This window comes from Pseudomonas gingeri, from assembly GCF_013386115.1.
GTDB lineage: Bacteria > Pseudomonadota > Gammaproteobacteria > Pseudomonadales > Pseudomonadaceae > Aquipseudomonas > Aquipseudomonas gingeri.
Genome location: NZ_JACAOR010000001.1, coordinates 92679 through 111839, shown reverse-complemented (window position 1 = coordinate 111839; position 19161 = coordinate 92679). Strand labels below are relative to the sequence as shown.

Annotated in this window: 21 protein-coding genes and 1 riboswitch; of the genes, 19 read left to right on the top strand and 2 right to left on the bottom strand. The window is 65.2% G+C overall.

What is annotated here, in order from left to right; all coding sequences use genetic code 11:
• Nucleotide 1 precedes the first annotated feature (1 nt).
• From HX881_RS00515 to HX881_RS00450, 14 genes are all read left to right on the top strand, one after another.
• Entirely contained in the window at nucleotides 2-730 is a 729-nt protein-coding gene (locus tag HX881_RS00515; RefSeq protein ID WP_177082143.1) for a TIGR03759 family integrating conjugative element protein, read from the top strand.
• The gene (locus HX881_RS00510; RefSeq protein WP_425503429.1) at nucleotides 715-1290 is read left to right on the top strand and encodes a lysozyme family protein; all 576 of its coding nucleotides are present in this window, start codon (nucleotides 715-717) and stop codon (nucleotides 1288-1290) included. Before HX881_RS00515 ends, HX881_RS00510 begins: the two co-directional genes overlap by 16 nt.
• A complete protein-coding gene (locus tag HX881_RS00505; protein WP_177082142.1) occupies nucleotides 1287-1802 on the top strand; it encodes an integrating conjugative element protein in 516 nt (171 codons plus the stop codon). Before HX881_RS00510 ends, HX881_RS00505 begins: the two co-directional genes overlap by 4 nt.
• 2 nt (nucleotides 1803-1804) lie before the next feature.
• Nucleotides 1805-3952 carry a type IV conjugative transfer system coupling protein TraD gene (gene traD, locus HX881_RS00500; protein WP_177082141.1) on the top strand — a complete coding sequence of 716 codons (2148 nt, stop codon included), beginning with the start codon at nucleotides 1805-1807 and terminating at the stop codon, nucleotides 3950-3952.
• A gap of 13 nt (nucleotides 3953-3965) precedes the next feature.
• Nucleotides 3966-4715, top strand: a complete 750-nt coding sequence (locus tag HX881_RS00495; RefSeq protein WP_177082140.1) for a TIGR03747 family integrating conjugative element membrane protein — start codon at nucleotides 3966-3968, stop codon at nucleotides 4713-4715.
• A gap of 139 nt (nucleotides 4716-4854) precedes the next feature.
• Nucleotides 4855-5148, top strand: coding sequence for an integrative conjugative element protein, RAQPRD family (locus HX881_RS00490; RefSeq protein ID WP_246356419.1), 294 nt, complete (start codon nucleotides 4855-4857; stop codon nucleotides 5146-5148).
• Nucleotides 5145-5384 carry a TIGR03758 family integrating conjugative element protein gene (locus HX881_RS00485; RefSeq protein WP_042935940.1) on the top strand — a complete coding sequence of 80 codons (240 nt, stop codon included), beginning with the start codon at nucleotides 5145-5147 and terminating at the stop codon, nucleotides 5382-5384. Before HX881_RS00490 ends, HX881_RS00485 begins: the two co-directional genes overlap by 4 nt.
• A gap of 38 nt (nucleotides 5385-5422) precedes the next feature.
• Nucleotides 5423-5785 carry a TIGR03745 family integrating conjugative element membrane protein gene (locus HX881_RS00480; RefSeq protein WP_177082138.1) on the top strand — a complete coding sequence of 121 codons (363 nt, stop codon included), beginning with the start codon at nucleotides 5423-5425 and terminating at the stop codon, nucleotides 5783-5785.
• A 13-nt stretch (nucleotides 5786-5798) separates the two neighbouring features.
• The gene (locus tag HX881_RS00475; RefSeq protein ID WP_177082137.1) at nucleotides 5799-6203 is read left to right on the top strand and encodes a TIGR03750 family conjugal transfer protein; all 405 of its coding nucleotides are present in this window, start codon (nucleotides 5799-5801) and stop codon (nucleotides 6201-6203) included.
• On the top strand, nucleotides 6200-6874 hold the full coding sequence (locus HX881_RS00470) for a PFL_4703 family integrating conjugative element protein (RefSeq protein ID WP_177082136.1): 675 nt from the start codon (nucleotides 6200-6202) through the stop codon (nucleotides 6872-6874). The genes HX881_RS00475 and HX881_RS00470 overlap by 4 nt, the downstream gene beginning before the upstream one ends.
• The gene (locus HX881_RS00465) at nucleotides 6874-7779 is read left to right on the top strand and encodes a TIGR03749 family integrating conjugative element protein (protein WP_425503428.1); all 906 of its coding nucleotides are present in this window, start codon (nucleotides 6874-6876) and stop codon (nucleotides 7777-7779) included. The genes HX881_RS00470 and HX881_RS00465 overlap by 1 nt, the downstream gene beginning before the upstream one ends.
• The gene (locus HX881_RS00460; protein ID WP_177082135.1) at nucleotides 7769-9226 is read left to right on the top strand and encodes a TIGR03752 family integrating conjugative element protein; all 1458 of its coding nucleotides are present in this window, start codon (nucleotides 7769-7771) and stop codon (nucleotides 9224-9226) included. The genes HX881_RS00465 and HX881_RS00460 overlap by 11 nt, the downstream gene beginning before the upstream one ends.
• Nucleotides 9207-9626: a TIGR03751 family conjugal transfer lipoprotein gene (locus HX881_RS00455; protein ID WP_177082134.1), complete on the top strand. Its 420-nt coding sequence runs from the start codon at nucleotides 9207-9209 to the stop codon at nucleotides 9624-9626. The genes HX881_RS00460 and HX881_RS00455 overlap by 20 nt, the downstream gene beginning before the upstream one ends.
• Nucleotides 9626-12373 (top strand): conjugative transfer ATPase, encoded by a 2748-nt coding sequence (locus HX881_RS00450; protein WP_177082133.1) that lies wholly within the window; start codon nucleotides 9626-9628, stop codon nucleotides 12371-12373. Before HX881_RS00455 ends, HX881_RS00450 begins: the two co-directional genes overlap by 1 nt.
• A gap of 15 nt (nucleotides 12374-12388) precedes the next feature.
• Here HX881_RS00450 and HX881_RS00445 read toward each other — a convergent pair whose 3' ends face one another.
• Complete coding sequence (locus tag HX881_RS00445; RefSeq protein ID WP_017127507.1) at nucleotides 12389-13708, bottom strand: sensor histidine kinase; 1320 nt, start codon at nucleotides 13706-13708, stop codon at nucleotides 12389-12391.
• The gene (locus HX881_RS00440) at nucleotides 13705-14415 is read right to left on the bottom strand and encodes a response regulator (RefSeq protein ID WP_177082132.1); all 711 of its coding nucleotides are present in this window, start codon (nucleotides 14413-14415) and stop codon (nucleotides 13705-13707) included. The genes HX881_RS00445 and HX881_RS00440 overlap by 4 nt, the downstream gene beginning before the upstream one ends.
• A 169-nt stretch (nucleotides 14416-14584) precedes the next feature.
• Here HX881_RS00440 and HX881_RS00435 point away from each other — a divergent pair, with 169 nt between their 5' ends.
• The 5 genes from HX881_RS00435 (at nucleotide 14585) to HX881_RS00415 (ending at nucleotide 19151) form a co-directional block, all read left to right on the top strand.
• On the top strand, nucleotides 14585-15367 hold the full coding sequence (locus HX881_RS00435) for an MlaA family lipoprotein (RefSeq protein ID WP_177082131.1): 783 nt from the start codon (nucleotides 14585-14587) through the stop codon (nucleotides 15365-15367).
• Nucleotides 15368-15594: 227 nt separating this feature from the next.
• Nucleotides 15595-15697: riboswitch (guanidine-I (ykkC/yxkD leader) on the top strand.
• A gap of 65 nt (nucleotides 15698-15762) precedes the next feature.
• The gene (locus HX881_RS00430) at nucleotides 15763-16830 is read left to right on the top strand and encodes a putative urea ABC transporter substrate-binding protein (protein WP_017127510.1); all 1068 of its coding nucleotides are present in this window, start codon (nucleotides 15763-15765) and stop codon (nucleotides 16828-16830) included.
• A 14-nt stretch (nucleotides 16831-16844) separates the two neighbouring features.
• Nucleotides 16845-17660 (top strand): ABC transporter permease, encoded by an 816-nt coding sequence (locus HX881_RS00425; RefSeq protein ID WP_017127511.1) that lies wholly within the window; start codon nucleotides 16845-16847, stop codon nucleotides 17658-17660.
• Nucleotides 17657-18445 (top strand): ABC transporter ATP-binding protein, encoded by a 789-nt coding sequence (locus HX881_RS00420; RefSeq protein WP_177082130.1) that lies wholly within the window; start codon nucleotides 17657-17659, stop codon nucleotides 18443-18445. Before HX881_RS00425 ends, HX881_RS00420 begins: the two co-directional genes overlap by 4 nt.
• Complete coding sequence (locus HX881_RS00415) at nucleotides 18438-19151, top strand: urea amidolyase associated protein UAAP1 (RefSeq protein WP_017127513.1); 714 nt, start codon at nucleotides 18438-18440, stop codon at nucleotides 19149-19151. Before HX881_RS00420 ends, HX881_RS00415 begins: the two co-directional genes overlap by 8 nt.
• Nucleotides 19152-19161: the final 10 nt, after the last annotated feature.

Below are 19161 nucleotides of genomic sequence, written 5' to 3'. Positions count from 1 at the left end.
CATGAACGTGAACACTTTCGTGGCTGTATTGAGCGCAGCCTATCTATTGCTACTGCCCGTGGTAAAGGCCGAAACACGGGTACGTCAGGCCGTCGAAAGCGACCGTCACCAGGCAAGCGAGGTGCGCCAGCTGGAGCTGGAACGGGCCGCCGACTGGGGACTCAAGCAGGAGGAATGGCAGCGTTTCCGCCGTGTGATGGAGGGCCCCCTGGGCATCTACTCGCCCAACCTCGACCCGCTGACCGCGCTGGGCATCGAAGCGCGGGACAGCGCCGAACAGCAGCGCTACGCCGAGTTGCAGGTACAGGCCGAGGTGACGCGACTGCAAAAGCTGATGGCCTACCAGAACGCCTACGACCAGGCCTACAAGCGTCTTTACCCCGACCAGTTGCCGGTCAACCTGATCGCTGCCAACCCGCCGCCGCTGATGTCGCCCGTCGTGCCGGCGGGACGACTGGCGGTGTTCGTCACCACGGACTGTCGGGGCTGTATCGAGCGCGTCCGCCAGCTTCAGCACGACCGGCAGGCTTTCGATCTGTACCTGGTCGACAGTCGGGGCAATGACGCGCTCATCCGCGAATGGGCGAGAACGGCCGGGATTGAACCGCACAAGGTGCGCCTGCGGGAGATCACCCTCAACCATGATGCCGGACACTGGCAGCGCCAGGGCGACAACGGGACATTTCCGGCCGTCATGCAGGCCGCCAATGGCCGATGGCAGCGGCGATGAACCCTGGTCGCCTGGTCTTGCTCGGCGCCCTGGCGGGCGGCTGCCTGCTGGCGTTGCCGGTGACCGCCACGTCGTTGCCCCCCCTGGCCTACCGGTGGGCCACCCAGGGCACGCCGGTACCGCCGCAAGTACTGTACGCATTGGCCCTGCAGGAAAGCGGCGCCTCGCTGCGGGGTCGCTTGCGGCCCTGGCCCTGGACCCTGAATGTCGCCGGCCTGCCCTATCGCTATGCCGACCGGCAATCGGCCTGCCACGCCCTGCTCCGGGCCATCGGCCAGGTCGGGGCGAAGCGGGTCGATGCCGGCCTGGGGCAGATCAACCTGGGCTGGAATGGCGAGCATTTCGCTCATCCCTGCGAGGCACTGGACCCCTACCGCAACCTGAGCGTCGCCACCGCACTGCTGCTTGAGCACAAGACCGCAGAGATCGACTGGGTAACGGCGGCCGGCCGTTATCACCGTCCTGCTGGCGGCGCACCCGCCGAACGCTATCGCAAGACCTTTGCCCGTCATCTGGCCCGAGTCACCCTCGGCGCCGTTCAAGGAAGATATACACCATGAAATCCCCCCATCTGGTGAGCGCCATGGCGCTGCTGCTGGCCCATGGCACACAGGCCGGGCTGAAGGTTGTCGAAGACCTGGGCGCAGACTCTGCCCTGCCCTATTACCGCTCGCTCAATCCGTCGCCGTCCGCTCTGTCGGCAAAGGCGATGGCGCTACCGCCCGTTCGCCTGGCGGCCTATGGCGAGGCGGACATGCTGCCGGTGCAGTCCGAATCCCTGGTCCCCGGGCACCTCGATCCTCGCGTGCACCACGTACCCGGATTGCAGCCGGTTTTCCTGGTGGGCGATGACGAGCTGTCACGACGCTGGTTGCAGCAGCGGGCAGCGGTCCTGCGTGATCTCGGCGCGGTCGGCCTGGTCGTCAGTGTGCAGCGGCTACAGGCACTCGCCGAGCTGCGCCAGCTGGGCGCGGGCCTGACGATGGTGCCGGCCGCGGCGGATGACCTGGCACGCCGGCTGGGGCTCGAACACTATCCCGTGCTGGTGACCGCCACCGGTATCGAGCAATAGCCATGACCCACTCCCATACCATCGAAGCGCTGCTGCGTCCGGCCGTGGAGCTGTACACCGTGGCAGTCTGCGTGGCCGGCGCCGGCCTGGGCCTGCTCGCGCCCTGGTCGCTGGCGTTGACCCCCCTGTTCGGGGCGGTGGCGTCCCTGTTCTTTCTCCTGTTCGGCTGGATTCGCCTGCGCCAGGCATTGCTGGTGTTGCGCTATCGCCGCAATATCCGCCGGCTGCCACGCTATGTGATGACCAGCAGGAAGGTGCCCGTCAGCAACCGGCGACTGTTTATCGGCAGCGGTTTCAAGTGGGAACAGCGGCACACCCAGCGCCTGCTGCAGACCTACCGTCCGGAGTTCCGTCGCTACGTGGAGCCGCCGGCCTTGTTCCAGCAGGTCCGCAGGCTCGAAGAACGCCTGGAAAAAGCCCCCTTCCCGCTGAGCCTGATCCCCGCCGTCAGCGCCTGGGACAGCCCGCTCAACCCGTTCCGCCCATTGCCGCCGGTAGGCGGTTCGCCCCGGCTGCATGGGGTCGAGCCCAATGAAGTCGAGGTCTCGCTGCCGCTCGGCGAGCGCGTCGGTCACAGCCTTGTGCTCGGCACGACCCGGGTCGGCAAAACCCGGCTGGCGGAGCTGTTCATCACCCAGGACATCCGTCGCAGGAGGGACGCCGGCGATCGCTGTCACTTCGAACCGGTGATCGTCTTCGACCCCAAGGGCGACGCCGACCTGCTCAAGCGCATGTATGTCGAAGCCCAGCGGGCCGGGCGTGGCGACGAGTTTTATGTGTTCCACCTGGGGTGGCCGGACTTTTCCGCACGCTACAACGCCGTTGGGCGTTTCGGGCGTATCTCCGAAGTCGCCAGCCGGATCTCCGGGCAGCTCTCGGGTGAAGGCAGCAGCGCCGCCTTTCGCGAGTTCGCCTGGCGCTTCGTCAACATCATCGCGCGGGCGCTGGTGGCCCTGGGGGTGCGCCCGGACTACCTGAAGATCCAGCGACACGTGATCAATATCGACGCCCTGTTCATCGAGTACAGCGGACACTACTTTGCCCAGCGTGATCCCGGGGCCTGGGACATCATCGCGACCCTCGAAGCCAGCCTCAACGACAAGAACACGCCCCACAACATGCGCGGCCGACAGAAACGGGTGACGGCGATTGACCAGTACCTTTCCCGCACACGGGTGGCCGATCCGGTGCTGGACGGGCTGCGTTCGGCCGTGCGCTACGACAAGACCTACTTCGACAAGATCGTCGCCTCGCTCCTGCCCCTGCTGGAAAAACTTACCACCGGACGCATGGCGGAACTGATCTCGCCCGACTACAGCGACCTTGACGATCCCAGGCCGATTTTCGACTGGATGCAGGTCATTCGGAAGCGGGCGATCGTCTATGTCGGGCTCGATGCCCTGTCCGACCCGGAAGTGGCGGCGGCAGTGGGCAATTCGATGTTTTCCGACCTGGTGTCCGTGGCCGGCCATCTCTACAAGTTCGGCCTCGACGATGGCCTGCCGGACAGCGCCCGGGAACAGAAAACCCCGATCAACCTGCATGCCGACGAATTCAACGAACTGATGGGCGACGAGTTCATCCCGATGATCAACAAGGGCGGTGGCGCGGGCATCCAGGTCACCGCCTACACCCAGACCATCAGCGACATCGAGGCCAGGATCGGCAACCGGGCCAAGGCCGGGCAGGTGGTGGGCAACTTCAACAACCTCTTCATGTTGCGGGTACGGGAAACAGCCACCGCCGAGTTGCTGACCCGCCAGTTGCCCAAGGTCGACGTGTACTCGACCACGCTGGTCAGCGGCGCCACCGACAGCTCCGACCCGGCGGGCGGCACCGACTTCACCAGCAACACCCAGGACCGGGTCAGTTCCACCAGTGTCCCGCTGATCGAGCCCGCCCACATTGTCAGCCTGCCCAAGGGACAAGCCTTCGCCCTGATCGAAGGTGGCAACCTGTGGAAGATTCGCATGCCCCTGCCGGCCCCGGACCCCGATGAACACATGCCCGGAGATCTGCAAGCCCTCGCTGCGAACATGCGCCAGCGTTATGTCGATGGCGGTGGCGAATGGTGGACCACCACCGGCACACAGGACGTGGGAGCGCCATTGCCGGCGGATCTGCCGGACGATTTCCTCACTGCCCATTGAAGGGAACGACAACATGGCGACCACCGGCGAAACCGCAAGAAACCAACAGGTCTATCGAGAAAAAGGCCTGTTCGGCACACTCCTCGGGCTCCCCTTCAGCCTGCTCGGCATCCTGCTGGCGGCGTTGTTTTTCAGCGTGGCGAGCGAGTGGCTCGGCCTGTTCTTTTTCTGGCCGGACGAGGGCTGGCACCACTCGCGGGACATGTTGAACAGTGAGCTGGCCTGGATCTCGACCGGCTTCAACCAGAGCTGGCTGCTCGATCAGCCGGAACAGAACGCCCGCCGGATCATCGCCCTGGCTTACGAGTGGGGCTTCGAGAAGACCGGACTGATCAACGGCATCAACCTGCCGGCAGAGTCCCCGAGGATGAACGAACACCGCGGTACGGGATTGCAGTACTACCTGGGACAGGCCCGGGTACGCACGCAGGACTATGGATTGGCGGCGGTCTATGCCGTGCTGACCTTTCTCGCGCGGATACTGATCCTGCTGCTGACCCTTCCGCTGATGCTGATGGCGATCTTCACTGGCGTGGTGGATGGCCTGGTGCGCAGGGATCTGCGCCGGTTCGGTGCCGGCCGGGAATCGGGGTTCATCTACCACCGGGCGAAGATGTTGATCACCCCCCTGGCGGTCGCGCCCTGGATCCTCTATCCGGCGCTGCCCATGAGCGTAAACCCGTTATTGATCCTGTTGCCCGCCGCGGCCGCCCTGGGCCTGGTAGTGAGCATTTCGGTCGGCAGCTTCAAGAAATACCTGTGATGGGCCTGAGCGTAAAACCCACCGCGTCCAATCCTGTTTTCCGGCTGCCATCGCCCTCTTCCTGCGGCACGCTCGTTGAACTTTCTTCGAGTGGATCGCCTTTATGCCTATTGCCTTGAGACCCCTTCGATATATCGCGTTGGCAGCGAGCCTCGGCATTCCCCTGGCACTGGCCGAGCCAACGGCCCATGAACGCACGCACCTGGCCGGACTGCTGCGCCAGCTCGACGCCGCCAGCCGGCAGGCGAACGCCAGCGCTGCGCTGCCGAGGGATGAACAGGCGCGCTTCAGCTTCGACTACCGCCGCCTGTCTGCCGACCTGGAACTGGTACGCCAAGGCATCGAAGGCTATCTCAGCCCGTCCCGGGCCCAGCCCCGCGCCCTGCCCGAGCTGACCGGTCACTACACCCGTTCCGGCGGGGTTGCGCCATGAGCATGAGTGCATCGCAGCTCTCGGCTTTTCAGGCCATGGGCGGCTTTACCCCCCAGCAGAGCACCGGCTTGCTGACCGGCCTGGTGTTGGCCATCGCGCTGATCTTCGCCGCCTGGGCCCTGGTCAGCGGCTACCGCGGCTGGGCCGGCGGACAACTGTCCCAGGGCAAGTTCGCCGGCCTGGCGACCAAGGTGGCGCTGATCTACATCCTGCTCACCCTGCTCTTGCTGCACTGATTATTTCCCGTTTCACACACCGCCATTGGAGGCACCCGATGAACATCCTTTCCCTCTTCAAACAGCTCTTGCGCCCGCTTTCGCGAGTGGCGCCCGCCGCCGGCGCATGGTCGGCAGCGCCGGTGTCCGCCGCCCTGCCCGAGATGGAGGCGCCCAGCCGCGGCGAAGGCAACGGCATCATCCAGACCCTGCAGAATCACGGCTATGACATCGTCGCCCTGATCGCCCTGGCCATCGCCGCCGCCGCGTTCTGCGGCGTCGCCTATCACGCCTACTGCTGTTACTCCGAGGTGCAGAACGGCAAGAAGACCTGGGGGCAGTTCGGCCTGACCTGCGGCGTGGGTGCCCTGTTGCTGGTGATCATCATCTGGTTGTTGACCAAGGGCACGGAAGTACTGTGAGGATGATCCAGCGATGAATCACGACCCGGATCACTTCCTGGCCGACGGCACCATCCGCTTCCTGCCGTCGCGTCTCAATCACCAGCCGGTCATCGTGCTGGGCCTCACCGCCGATGAAATGTGGCTCACCGTCACCGTGGCGGCGCTGGCGGGCACCTGCCTGGGCAGCGCGGCAGCGGCGCTGTCGCAGAGCATTGCCCTGGTCCCCTCGGGGATCGTGCTCTGCATCGGCCTGGGCCTGTTCGTTGGCGGCAACCTGCTGCGTCGTCACAAGCGCGGCAAGCCCCAGACCTGGTTGTATCGGCACCTGCAATGGCAACTGGCGACCCACTGGCCGCTGCTGGGCTCCTGGATCGGTGCGGCCGGCCTGGTGACGCGCGACGGTCTCTGGAGCACACGCCGGAGCCTGCGCCCATGAGCCGCTTCAAGAATGAAATCGCCCGGCTGGAGTCCCATGTCAAGACGCTGCGCGCCGGCTGCGGGCTGCTGTTCGGCACCGCCCTGCTCATGGGGCTGGGATGGTGGGAGGCGCCACGGAACCTGACCATCAATATTCCGCCCGACCTGCGCTCGGGCAGCACCCGCAAGTGGTGGGAGGTCCCGCCGGAGTCGGTCTATACCTTCGGTTTCTACATCTTTCAACAGCTCAACCGCTGGCCCGTCGATGGCGAAAAGGACTACCCCCGGGCCATTCACAAACTCTCCGCGTACCTGACACCCGCCTGCAAGTCCCAACTGGAAAGCGACTTCCAGCAACGCCAGATCGCCGGCGAACTGCGCAGTCGCACCCGGGGCGTCTTCGAGATCCCCGAAAGGGACTACACCCAAGCGCCCGAGCTGCGGGTCAAGGTCCAGGGCCGGGACCAATGGCTGCTGAACCTCGACCTCGCCACCGAGGAGTTCTACGGATCGGAGCGGGTCAAGCAGGCCTTCGTGCGTTATCCCCTCAAGGTGGTGCGCCGGGACGTCGACCCGGAGAAAAACCCCTTCGGCATGGCCCTGGACTGCTACGACGGTGCGCCGCAACGCATTGCCACCTCCTCGCGGCCCGCCGGCGACCCCGCTTCTCCCGTGCAAGGAGATGACTGATGCCCCGGTTGAACCCCATGCTCGCCCTCATGCCGGCCTTCTGGCTGGGCTGCGGCGCGGTCCAGGCCGTCGAATTGATGACCTGGGAACGCCTGCCACTGGCTGTCCCGTTGCAGGTCGGCCAGGAACGGATCCTGTTCATCGACCAGAATGTCAGGGTCGGTGTCCCGCGTTCACTGGGCGACAAGCTGCGTATCCAGAGTACCGGCGGTACCCTCTACCTGCGCGCCAATGCGCCGATCGAACCCACCCGCCTGCAACTGCAGGACGTGCAGACCGGTGAAATCATACTGATCGACGTCGCGGCAAGGGCTGCCCAGGCCGCTACCGCCCTCGAACCCATCCGGATCGTCAAGGGTCCCGGCAGGCCCAGACGCTACGCCGACACTGTGGCAACGACTTCATCGAACAACAATGTGCCGACAGCGCCGGGCGACCCCGCCGCACAGCCACGCGGCTCAAGGGAAACACCGATACCGGTGGTCCTGACCCGCTACGCCGCACAAAGCCTTTATGCCCCGCTGCGCACCATCGAGCCTTTGCCCGACGTGATCGCGCTGAAGGTGACGCGTGACCTGGATCTCTCGGACCTGATGCCCGGCCAGCCGCTGACAGCCCGTCTGCTGGGCGCCTGGCAACTGGACGACTACATCGTCAGTGCGGTCGGCTTGCAGAACCTCTCGCAGCGGATACTCAACCTCGACCCACGCGAGTTGCAGGGCGACTTCACCAGCGCCGCCTTCCAGCACCCTTACCTGGGCCCGGCACACCAGGCCAGCGACACCACCGTGGCTTACCTGGTCACCCGCGGTCGCGGCCTGGCGCAGTCACTGTTGCCCAACCTGAGCCCGGTGGATGCCGGTCGTCCTCTTTCCCTCGCGGATGGGGGTGACCATGCACAGTAGCGGCCTGCTCAAATGGCTGATCCTGCCGTTGGTGCTGTTGGTGTTCTTCGGAATGATCAAGGCCTGCTCCAGCAAGGACGCCTCCGGCGCGAACCCCGAGCACGGCGGCCATCGCCTGACCGCGGAGGAAATGAAGCAACTGGGCATCGACGGTGATACCCCCCATGACACGGTTGCCACGCTGGTGGCCCAGACCAAGGCCATGCGCGAGGAATTGAAAGCCCTGCTCTCTGAAAACAAGGATCAACAGCAGGAAAACACCCGCCTGCGACGTCGTGACAGCGAGATCGACCAGCGTATCCAGCAAATTATCGGCGCCGAACTGGAGAAGGCGCAGCACAAGGCCCCAACCGGGCTGAGCGCCCAGGAGACGCAAAGCCTGCTGGACGATCTCCAGCAGAAACTGTCGATGCAATTCACCGCCAGCCGCGGGGCGGACCTGCCCATTGGCCTGGGACTCGAGCCCGGCGACGAGGGGCAGTTCGCCGGCGGCGACGATGAGCTGGTCTGGACCGAACCCCAGGACGCGACCGCCGTCGATGCCCGGGGCAAACCCCTGCCCGCCGGTTCCGGCAAACCGGCACAGGGCCTGAGCTTCCCTACGGCCTTCAGTGAAGGGGCAGCCCAGCGCAAGCTCGACGCCAGCGCGCTGGACAGTCGACCGAAGACTGAAGACAAGGCCCCCGCCAGGCCCGTCTATACCCTGCCGGAGAATAGCACCCTGACCGGTTCCATCGCCATGACCGCGCTGATCGGTCGGGTGCCGGTGGACGGCGTGGTCAACGATCCCTACCCGTTCAAGGTGCTGATCGGCCCGGACAACCTCACCGCCAATGGCATCGACCTGCCGGATGTCGCGGGAGCGGTGATCAGCGGCACTGCCGCCGGAGACTGGACCCTCTCCTGTGTGCGCGGGCAGATCGTCAGCCTGACCTTTGTCTTCAACGACGGACGCATCCGTACACTGCCCGCGCCGAAGAAACTCACCGGTCGCCAGGGCAACGGTCAGACAGCCAGCACCTCGACCGGCAGGATCCAGGGCGGCATCGGCTGGCTCAGCGACCCGTACGGCGTGCCCTGCATCGCCGGCGAGCGGCGCTCGAACGCCCAGCAATACCTGGGCACCAAAAGCCTGATCACCGCCGCGGGGGCCGGTGTGGCCAAGCTGCTCGAGGCCGACAAGGCCGACGCCAGTACCGTGCTCACGCCCGGCGGAGCGACCGTGGGCGCCGGGCCCTCGGCGCTCAACAGCATCCTCTCGGGAGGCGTGAAAGATATCGGTGACTGGGTCAACAAGCTCTATGGACAGGCCTTTGCTGCCGTCTACGTGCAACCCGGCGCCCAGGTGGCCGTGCACCTGGACCAGCAACTGGAGATCGATTACGAAACCCTCGGCCGCCAGGTGCGGCATGTCGCTGGAGGAACCCATGCGCCTACCCTCGATTGACCCACTGCCCTGCCTGCTTTCGGGCGCCCTGCTGATCGCCGGCTGCAGTACCGACAAGGACCAGCTGCTGCCCCATGGCCCGCAGACCATGGCGGATATCTGGAACCGGCAATCCGCCCAGGGCGCCCGCGGCCCCGGCAATAATCCGCTGCAAGAGGTGCGTCTGGCCCTGCGCCGGCCTCTCGCCGACGGCGCCTCCGAGCAACCGGCCTACACCCGCACCGCCCGTAACGAGATACACAGTCAGTTCAGGCGCCTGCCCAACCCGGACCTGGTGATGTACGTCTTTCCCCACCTGGCGGGCTCCGATCCGGTACCGGTGCCCGGCTACAGCACGGTCTTTCCGTTCTACCAGCGGGTGCAGTACGCCCTGCCCGGCGAGCGGACGGAGAATTACTGATGAAACCCCACGAGAACCCACGCAAGCGTCCCGCCACCGTGGCCGATGAACAGGCGCTCTATGCAGCGACACCCAGCTTCGTCGATTTGCTGCCATGGGTGGAGTTCCTGCCTGACTCGCAATGCCTGTTGCTGGAGGACGGCGAGTCGGTGGCGGCGTTCTTCGAGCTGACGCCCATCGGCACCGAGGGTCGCGAAGCGAGCTGGTTGCGCACGGTCCGCGACGCCCTGGAAAATGCCTTGCAGGACAGTTTCGACGAGCTTGAGGAACAACCCTGGGTGCTGCAGCTCTATGCCCAGGACGAGACCGACTGGGGCGGCTATCTGCACAGCCTCGGCGACTATGTGCAACCCCGCGCCCGGGGTTCGGCATTCACCGAGTGCTACCTGCGGATGTTTCAACAGCACCTCGAGGCCCTGTCGCAACCCGGCGGGCTCTTTGAAGACACCGTGGTGACCCAGCTGCCCTGGCGCGGGCAAAGCCGCAAAGTGCGGCTGGTGGTGTACCGCCACGGCAAAGGCACGCCGCCCCAGCGTGGCCAGACCAGCGAAGAGGCCCTCAACAGCCTCTGTGAGCGCCTGAGCGGTGGGTTGGGCAACGCCGGCGTGAAGACACGGCGCCTGGACGGTGCGCAGATCCACCGCTGGCTGCTGCGCTGGTTCAACCCCGACCCGAAACTGCTGGGCAATAGCCCGCAGCAGCGCCAGGACTTCTACCGACTGGCGGACTATCCGCCGGACACCGCCGACGAGGAACTGTCACTGGCCAGCGGCAGCGACTTCGCCCAGCGCCTGTTCTTCGAGCAGCCGCGCTCGGATGTGCAACAGGGACTCTGGTACCTCGACGACATGCCCCATCGCGTGGTGGTGCTCGATCGCCTGCGCTCCCCGCCCATGACCGGTCACCTGACCGGCGAAACCACCAAGGGCGGCGATGCCATCAATGCCCTCTTCGACCAGATGCCCGAAGACACGGTGCTCTGCATCACCCTGGTGATCACCCCGCAGGACACCCTGGAGGCGCACCTCAACCACCTGGCGAAAAAGTCCGTCGGCGACACCCTGGCGTCCGAGCAGACCCGCGACGACGTGCAGCAGGCTCGCGCGCATCTTGGCAGCGCGCACAAGCTGTACCGGGGCGCGGTGGCCTTCTACCTGCGCGGTCGCGACATCAGGGAACTCGACAGCCGTACCTTGCAGCTCAACAACGTGATGCTCAATGCCGGATTGCAGCCGGTGCGCGACGAGCATGAAGTCGCCCCGCTCAACAGCTACCTGCGCTGGCTGCCCTGCGTGTTCAACCCGGGCATGCGCCAGAGCGAGTGGTACACCCAGCTGATGTTCGCCCAGCACGTGGCCAACCTGGCGCCGATCTGGGGGCGCAGCGAAGGCACCGGGCATCCCGGCTTTACCTTCTTCAATCGCGGTGGAGGCCCGTTGACCTTCGATCCCCTCAACCGCCTGGACCGCCAGATGAACGCCCACCTGTTTCTCTTCGGGCCGACCGGTGCCGGCAAGTCGGCCACCCTCAACAACCTGCTCAACCAGGTCGTGGCGATGTACCGCCCCCGGCTGTTCATCGCCGAGGCCGGCAACAGCTTCGGCCTGTTTGCCGACTTTGCCCGGCGCCTGGGCCTGACAGTCAACCGGGTCAAGCTCGCGCCCGGCTCCGGTGTCAGCCTGGCGCCCTTCGCCGACGCCTGTCGCCTGGTGAACAGCCCCGCGCAGGTCCTGACCCTGGATGCCGACGACCTCGATGACAACGACAGCCCGCAAGAGGACGAACGCGATGTACTGGGAGAGCTGGAGATCACCGCGCGCCTGATGATCACCGGTGGCGAGGAAAAGGAAGAACAGCGCCTGACCCGCGCCGACCGCAGCCTGATCCGCCAGAGCATCATCAACGCCGCGCACGACTGCGTGAACCGGGACAGGACCGTCCTCACCCAGGACGTTCGCGACGCCCTTCGTGCCATGGGCCATGACACCGGCCTGCCGGAGCAACGACGCCTGCGCCTGCTGGAAATGGCCGACGCCATGGACATGTTCTGCCAGGGCGCCGACGGCGACCTGTTCAACAGCGACGGCACGCCCTGGCCGGAGGCCGATATCACCCTGGTGGACCTGGCGACCTACGCCCGCGAGGGCTACAACGCGCAGCTCTCCATCGCCTACATCTCGCTGATCAATACCGTGAACAACATCGCCGAGCGAGACCAGATGCTCGGTCGGCCGATCATCAACGTCACCGACGAGGGGCACATCATCACCAAGAATCCGTTGCTGTCGCCCTACGTGGTGAAGATCACCAAGATGTGGCGCAAGCTCGGTGCCTGGTTCTGGCTCGCCACCCAGAACGTCGACGACCTGCCTAGGGCCGCGGAGCCGATGCTGAACATGATCGAATGGTGGATCTGCCTGAACATGCCGCCGGACGAAGTCAACAAGATCGCGCGGTTCCGCGCGCTCACCGACGCCCAGAAGACCCTGATGCTGTCCGCCCGGAAGGAGTCCGGGAAATTCACCGAGGGGGTGATTCTGTCCAAGTCCATGGAGGTGCTGTTTCGCGCGGTACCGCCCAGCCTCTACCTGACCATGGCCATGACCGAGCCGGAGGAAAAGGCCGAGCGGTTCGAATTGATGAAGGCCCGGGGCATCAGTGAACTGGAGGCGGCGATGGAGGTGGCGCGGCGGATCGATGGCAAACGCGGGATTTCCACCGCCACGCTCGACAGTACCCGCGAATGACGGCCGCGATCCGTGCTAGACCGGCAACACCACCACGGCCGCCAACCCACCGCCCTGGCGATTGGTCAGCGTCAGCGTGCCGCCATGCTCCAGCACGATCGCCCGCGCGGTCGAGAGTCCCAGGCCAACCCCTCCGGTGCTTTTGTTGCGCGAGCCTTCCAGGCGGAAAAACGGCAGGAACACCTGCTCATGCAAGTCGACGGGAATCCCCGGGCCGCGGTCGAGCACGCGGATGATCACGTCGTGCGGGTGTTGCTGCAACTCGATCAGCGGCTCGCGACCGTAGTGAATGGCGTTGTCCATCAGGTTGGTCATCACCCGCTTGAGCCCCAGCGGACGACCGAAGTACACCAGTCGCGGCGGGCCGTTGAAGTGGATGTCGATGGACTGGTCGCGGTAGTCATCCACCAGCGTCTGCAGCAGTTCCGCCAGGTCCAGCTGGGTCCCCTGCTCCAGGCGCGCATCATCGCGGAAGAACGCCAGGGCCGTGTTGATCATCGCTTGCATCTCGTCGACATCGCGGAACAGGCGCTGCTGCTGCTCGACATCCTCGATGAATTCCCCCCGCAGGCGCAGGCGGGTCAAGGGTGCGCGCAGGTCATGGGAAATCGCCGCGAGCATCTGGGTGCGATCCTGGATGAAGTGTCGCAGTTGCGCCTGCATGCCATTGAAGGCCAGGATCGCCTGGCGGATTTCATGGGGGCCGACCGGCTCGATGGCCGGGGCCCGGAAATCCGCGCCAAAACGCCGGACACCCTGGGCAAAATCTTCCAGGGGCCGGGCCAGGCGCCGCGTGGCGATCAGGGTGACCAGGGCGGTGGACACCAGCACCAGGAGCAGGATGACCAGGCTGCGCGGCCCCTCCGCCATGCCCCAGCTGCGCGACGGTGCGGTGAACAGCAGCCAGGAGTGATCGACCAGTTCCACCAACAGCGCATAGTGCCCACCAGGGCCCGACCAGTCGGAGGGCTCGTAGGCCTCCATGTGCCGTGGCGGCCCCTTGAGCGTACGCTTAAAAATCTTCTCGGAACTGAAGCCGGCATCGGCGAGCACCGGCACATCAATCGTCTTGCGATCAGGCAACCAGACGACCTTGAAGTCGGCATCGTCCACCGCCTGGGTCAGGCGCAGCCGCTGGTCCGCGGCGGTCGCCTCGGTCACCTGGACAACCACGGCCACCTTGTCCAGCAAGCCGGTTTCGCTCAACGGCGGGCGCGCCCAGACGCCCGCCAACTGGACAAACAGCGCGTTGAAGGCCAGCGCGGTGAACATGGCGATCAGAATGGTCAGGGCAATCCAGCGGGCCACGGTATCGCGGCGATGACGGCCGCTCATGAGCGGGTCACGCTGACAGTGAACTGGTAGCCGCCATTGCGTACGGTGCGAATCATCTCCGGACGCTTGGTGTCGAACTCCAGCTTGCGACGCAGGCGACTGACCTGGACGTCGATGCTGCGATCGAACGCGTCATGGCTATGGCCGCGCGCCAGGTTCAGCAACTGCTCGCGGGTCAGGACGCGCTGGGGGTGTTCGACGAAGACCAGCAGCAGATCGAACTCCCCGGACGACAACGGGATCATCACCTGGTCCGGCGAGCGCAATTCGCGGCGTGTCAGGTCCAGCTGCCAGCCGGCGAAACGAATCAACGGCCGCGAAGCATCGCCAATGGGCGGCCGGCTTTCCCCGGCCCGGCGCAACACCGCCCGTACCCGGGCCAGCAACTCGCGGGCATCGAAGGGTTTGCTCAGGTAGTCATCGGCGCCCATTTCCAGGCCCACCACGCGATCGCTGAGTTCGCCCATGGCGGTCAGCATGATCACCGGCGTCGCGTACTGCTGGCGCAGGCGTTGGCAGAGCAACAGGCCGTTGTCCCCTGGCAGCATCAGGTCGAGGATGATCAGGTCAGCGGGGTTCAGCGCCATGGCCGCCCACAGCTGCGCTCCGTTGGCCGCGGTCTCGACCGCATAGCCATGTTGCAGAAAGAATTTCTTCAGCAGCGCGAGGACTTCAAGGTCATCGTCCACGATTAAAAGATGGCTCACCGGCGGGTATCACTTGGTTTTGTCGATGCGCCATCTAAAACCATTCGACGCGGCCCGTCATATATTTCAATCATGCAATAAAGCGTCAATGGCGCAATAAAGCAGACATCTTCGGGCAAGGGAGCAATGCCAGCATCGGCCTCCCTTTTCCGGAGACTGGACTGTACCTATGCGCTCGCTGACGTATTCCCCGACCCTGGCTCGCCATGCCGCGCTGCTGTTGACCCTATCCTGCCTGGCCGGCTGCACGAGCCCCCCGGCCAGGCCCGGCGAGACACAGTGCGCACCGGCTTCCGCCGCGGTGTACGACCCGGCCGAACCGCTCAATCGTGGCGTGTTCGCGTTCAACCGTGCCGTCGACGACTATGCCCTGGCCCCCGTGGCACGCGGTTATCGGCGCCTGCCGGAGTTCTTCCAGCAGGGCGTGCACAACTTCGCCAGCAACTTCAGCGAGCCCAAGGTGTTTATCAACGATCTGCTGCAGGGCAATCCACGCCGCTCCATCAACACCCTGGGGCGCTTCGCGGTGAATACCACGGTGGGCATCGTCGGCCTGATCGACGTGTCCGATCCAATCGGTATCCCCCGGCACACCGCCGACTTCGGCCAGACCTTTGGCGTGTGGGGGATCGGCAACGGCCCCATCGTCGAGCTGCCATTGCTGGGCACGGGCAACAGCCGCGATGCCGCCGGGAAAGTACTGAGCTTCCTGGTCTCACCACTGGGGGACAGCGATACCGTGCAGACCCTCGGCACCATCAACCTGGTGGGCGGCACCGTGGATACCCGCGCCTCGCTGTTGCCGCTCACCGACAGCCTGCAGCGCCTGCCGGACTACTACAGCGCCCTGCGTAATGTGGTGGCCGAACACCGCGCTGCGTTTGTGCTGGAAGGCAAGGAAGGCGCCACCACGCCTCAGGCGAGCCATTGCCCGGGAACCGATGAATTCTGAGTCCGCCTGCCAACGGGGCTGTCGCACCAGTCGAGTGCGACCCGCCCCAACTCGGAGCGAACGCCGGGAATGGCGCCAGGGCAAAACGGCAGGGTCCCTCCCCGACAGACCCGTTCTATCCCCGCTCCAGCCGCGAATGAAACAAAAGATACCGATCTGGCACGCCTCTGGCATTACTCCGGATGTGCAGGAGTAGCGCGAGCCAAGTGCACCACAATTTGCGCAACACAATAGTTGGCTAGGGTTCCGGCTCGCTGCAAGGCGAGTGACTGGTCCGAGAGCCAACGACCTCCAGTTGAGGTTACACGGCGGGATAAAAGCCCGGGAGACAGACCACCCATCGATACGGGTGTCGCGCTGCTCCCTGTCCGTCCACCCTCAACTGGAGTCCTACCATGCGAAAGCCCCGTCTATCCGCTTTCCTCGCCGCAGGCGTCGCCCTGTTGTTCAGCCTGTCTTCCCACGCCGCCGCCAAGACCGATTTCAATGTCTGCTGGACCATCTATGCGGGCTGGATGCCCTGGGAGTATGCCGCGGCCCAGGGCATCGTCGACAAGTGGGCCAGCAAGTACGGCATCCACATCAAGGTCACCCAGATCAACGACTACGTCGAGTCGATCAACCAGTACACCGCCGGCCAGTTCGATGGCTGCACCATGACCAACATGGATGCCCTGACCATCCCCGCCGCCGGTGGCGTGGACAGCACGGCGCTGCTGCTCAGCGATTTCTCCAACGGCAACGACGGTATCGTCATCAAGGGCAGCGGCAAGACCGTCGCCGACCTCAAGGGCATGAACGTCAACCTGGTCGAGCTATCGGTTTCCCACTACCTGCTGGCGCGCGCCCTCGATAGCGTCGACCTCGTGGAAAAGGACCTGAAAGTCGTCAATACCTCCGACGCCGACATCTCCGCCGCGTTCAACACCGACGCGGTCCAGGCCGTCACCACCTGGAACCCGATGCTGGCCGACATCAGGGCCAGGCCAGGAGTCACCCAGGTGTTCGACTCCAGCAAGATCCCCGGCGAGATCATCGACATGATGGTGGTCAACACCCAGACCCTCAAGGACAACCCCGCCCTGGGCAAGGCCCTGACCGGCGCCTGGTTCGAGGTCGTGGCCCTGATGAACGGCAAGTCCGCCGCCAGCGACGCGGCCCTGGAACACATGGCCAAGGCTTCCGGTACCGACCTGGCCGGTTTCAAGGCGCAATTGGCGACCACCCAGTTGTTCCATACCCCGCAACAGATGCTGGACTTCGTCGGCAGCGCGCAGTTGCCCAAGACCATGGACAAGGTCGCCGGATTCTCCTTCGAGCACGGCCTGCTCGGCGAAGGGGCCAAGGACAGCAGCGCGGTCGGCATGAGCTTCGCCCACGATGTGACTCGCGGGGACAAGGGCAATCTCAAGCTGCGCTTTGATCCGAGCTATGTGCAGATGGCTGTCGACGGCAAGCTGTAAGCGGAGGACGCGCCATGCGCCTGATCAATCGTCATCCCGACCGTCCCACGCGGCTGTTGCTGGTGATCCTGCCGTTCGTGCTGTTGTTGTGCGCCTACTTCCTGGGCTCGGCGCAACGACTGACGGACAATCCCAACGACAAGCTGCTGCCCAGCGCCGTGCAGATGGGCGATGCGGTCAAGCGCATGGCCTTCACCGAGGACAAGCGCAGCGGCGGCTACGTGCTCTGGCAGGACAGCGCGTCGAGCCTGCGGCGCCTGGCCATCGGCCTGGGCATCAGCGCCGTGGCGGGCTTGTGCCTGGGCATCGCCGCGGGTGTGCTGCCGTTGTTCGGTGCACCGCTGTCACCGTTGCTGGTGGTGCTGTCCATGGTGCCGCCGCTGGCGATCCTGCCGATCCTGTTCATCGTCCTTGGCCTGGGCGAGTTGTCCAAGGTGATGCTGATCGTCATCGGCATCACCCCGATCCTGGCCCGTGACCTGGAACAGCGGGCACGGGAGATTCCCGTCGAACTGCTGATCAAGGCCCAGACCCTCGGCGCCTCGACCTGGACCCTGATCCTGCGGGTGGTCCTGCCGCAACTGCTGCCACGCCTGCTGATTGCCCTGCGGCTGGTGCTCGGGTCGGCCTGGCTGTTCCTGATCGCGGCCGAGGCCATTGCTTCCGAGGATGGCCTGGGCTATCGGATCTTCCTGGTCCGGCGCTACCTGGCCATGGACGTGATCCTGCCCTATGTGGTGTGGATCACCCTGCTCGCCTGGCTGATGGACTGGGGCTTGCAGCACCTGACCCGGCGAGCCTTTCCCTGGTACGAAGGGGCGCGGCCATGAGCTTTATCCAGGTCAACAACCTGTGGCAGCAATACGGTGACCATGTGGTGCTCGAGGGCCTCAACCTGAGCATCGCCGAAGGCGAGTTCTGCACCCTGGTCGGTACGTCGGGCTGCGGAAAATCGACCTTCCTGCGCCTGCTGCTGGGCCAGGAACGGGCCAGCCGCGGCGAAATCCTGCTCGACGGCCAACCGCTGTCCAGCGAACCGGACCCGAGCCGTGGCGTGGTGTTCCAGCGTTATTCGGTGTTTCCCCACCTGAGTGTGCTGGACAACGTCGCCCTGGGCCTGGAGTTGCCCCGGGCACCGCTGCTGGGGCGGCTGTTCGGCCCACGTAAACGCGCCGCACGCGAACAGGCGGCGGTGCTGCTGCACAGGGTCGGCCTCGGCCACGCCCTGGACAAATACCCCGCACAGCTTTCCGGCGGCATGCAACAACGCCTGGCCATCGCCCAGGCGCTGATCATGAAGCCACGGGTGCTGTTGCTGGACGAACCCTTCGGCGCCCTCGATCCCGGCATCCGCAAGGACATGCACGTCCTGCTGCTGGAGCTGTGGAGGGAAACCCGATTGACCGTGTTCATGGTCACCCATGACCTCAGCGAAGGCTTCAGCCTGGGCACCCGCCTGATGGTCTTCGACAAGGTCCGCATCGATCCCCATGCGCCCAATGCCTATGGCGCGCGCATCACCTACGACTTGCCGCTCAACAGCCGGCGTGGCGAGGCCCGCGCGACGCCGCTGCCGGACGCACTCCAACCGAACAAGGAACTTCCCCATGAATGACCTGCCTGTCTTTGCCGATGAACGCCTGCCAGGTGGCGGCCACCTGTCCTTCGTGCTCAAGCGCGGCCAACTGCTGCGCCTGAGCGATGTCCAGGGCGGCGCCAACGTCAGCCTGATGCTGTTCAACGCCCATGAGAAAACCGAGCGCCTGAACCTGCCTGACAGCCTCAAGTGCCAACACACCGCCAACCTCACCGCCGGCCATTGCCTGTACTCGGACATGGGCCGGGTACTGGCCGCCATCACCCGCGATACCCGTGGCTGGAACGACAGCATCGGTGGCGTGCTCTGCGCCGGGGAAGTCGAGGAAAAATATGGCCGGGGCCGCTACCAGGAGCTGCGCAACGGTTTCTATCGCAACGGTGCCGACAACCTCCTGGTGGAAATGGGCAAGTGGGGGCTGGGGCTGTCCGACCTGTCCATGACCCTCAACCTGTTCAGCCGGGTCGATGTCGATGACCACGGCGGACTGCACTTTGCCCAGGGCCACTCCAGGGCCGGCGATTGCATCGAGCTCTACGCGCCGATGGACACCCTCTTCATCATCACCGCCCTGCAACACCCCATGGATCCCGCGCCGGAGTACGCCCCCAAACCGGTGCACCTGACCTTCATGAATGCCGACGCCGGCGTTGCCGAGCACTGCCGCACCTCGCGCCCCGAGAACGTGCGCGGCTTCATCAATACCGATCGCCTGTTCGCCTGAGGAAGACGCC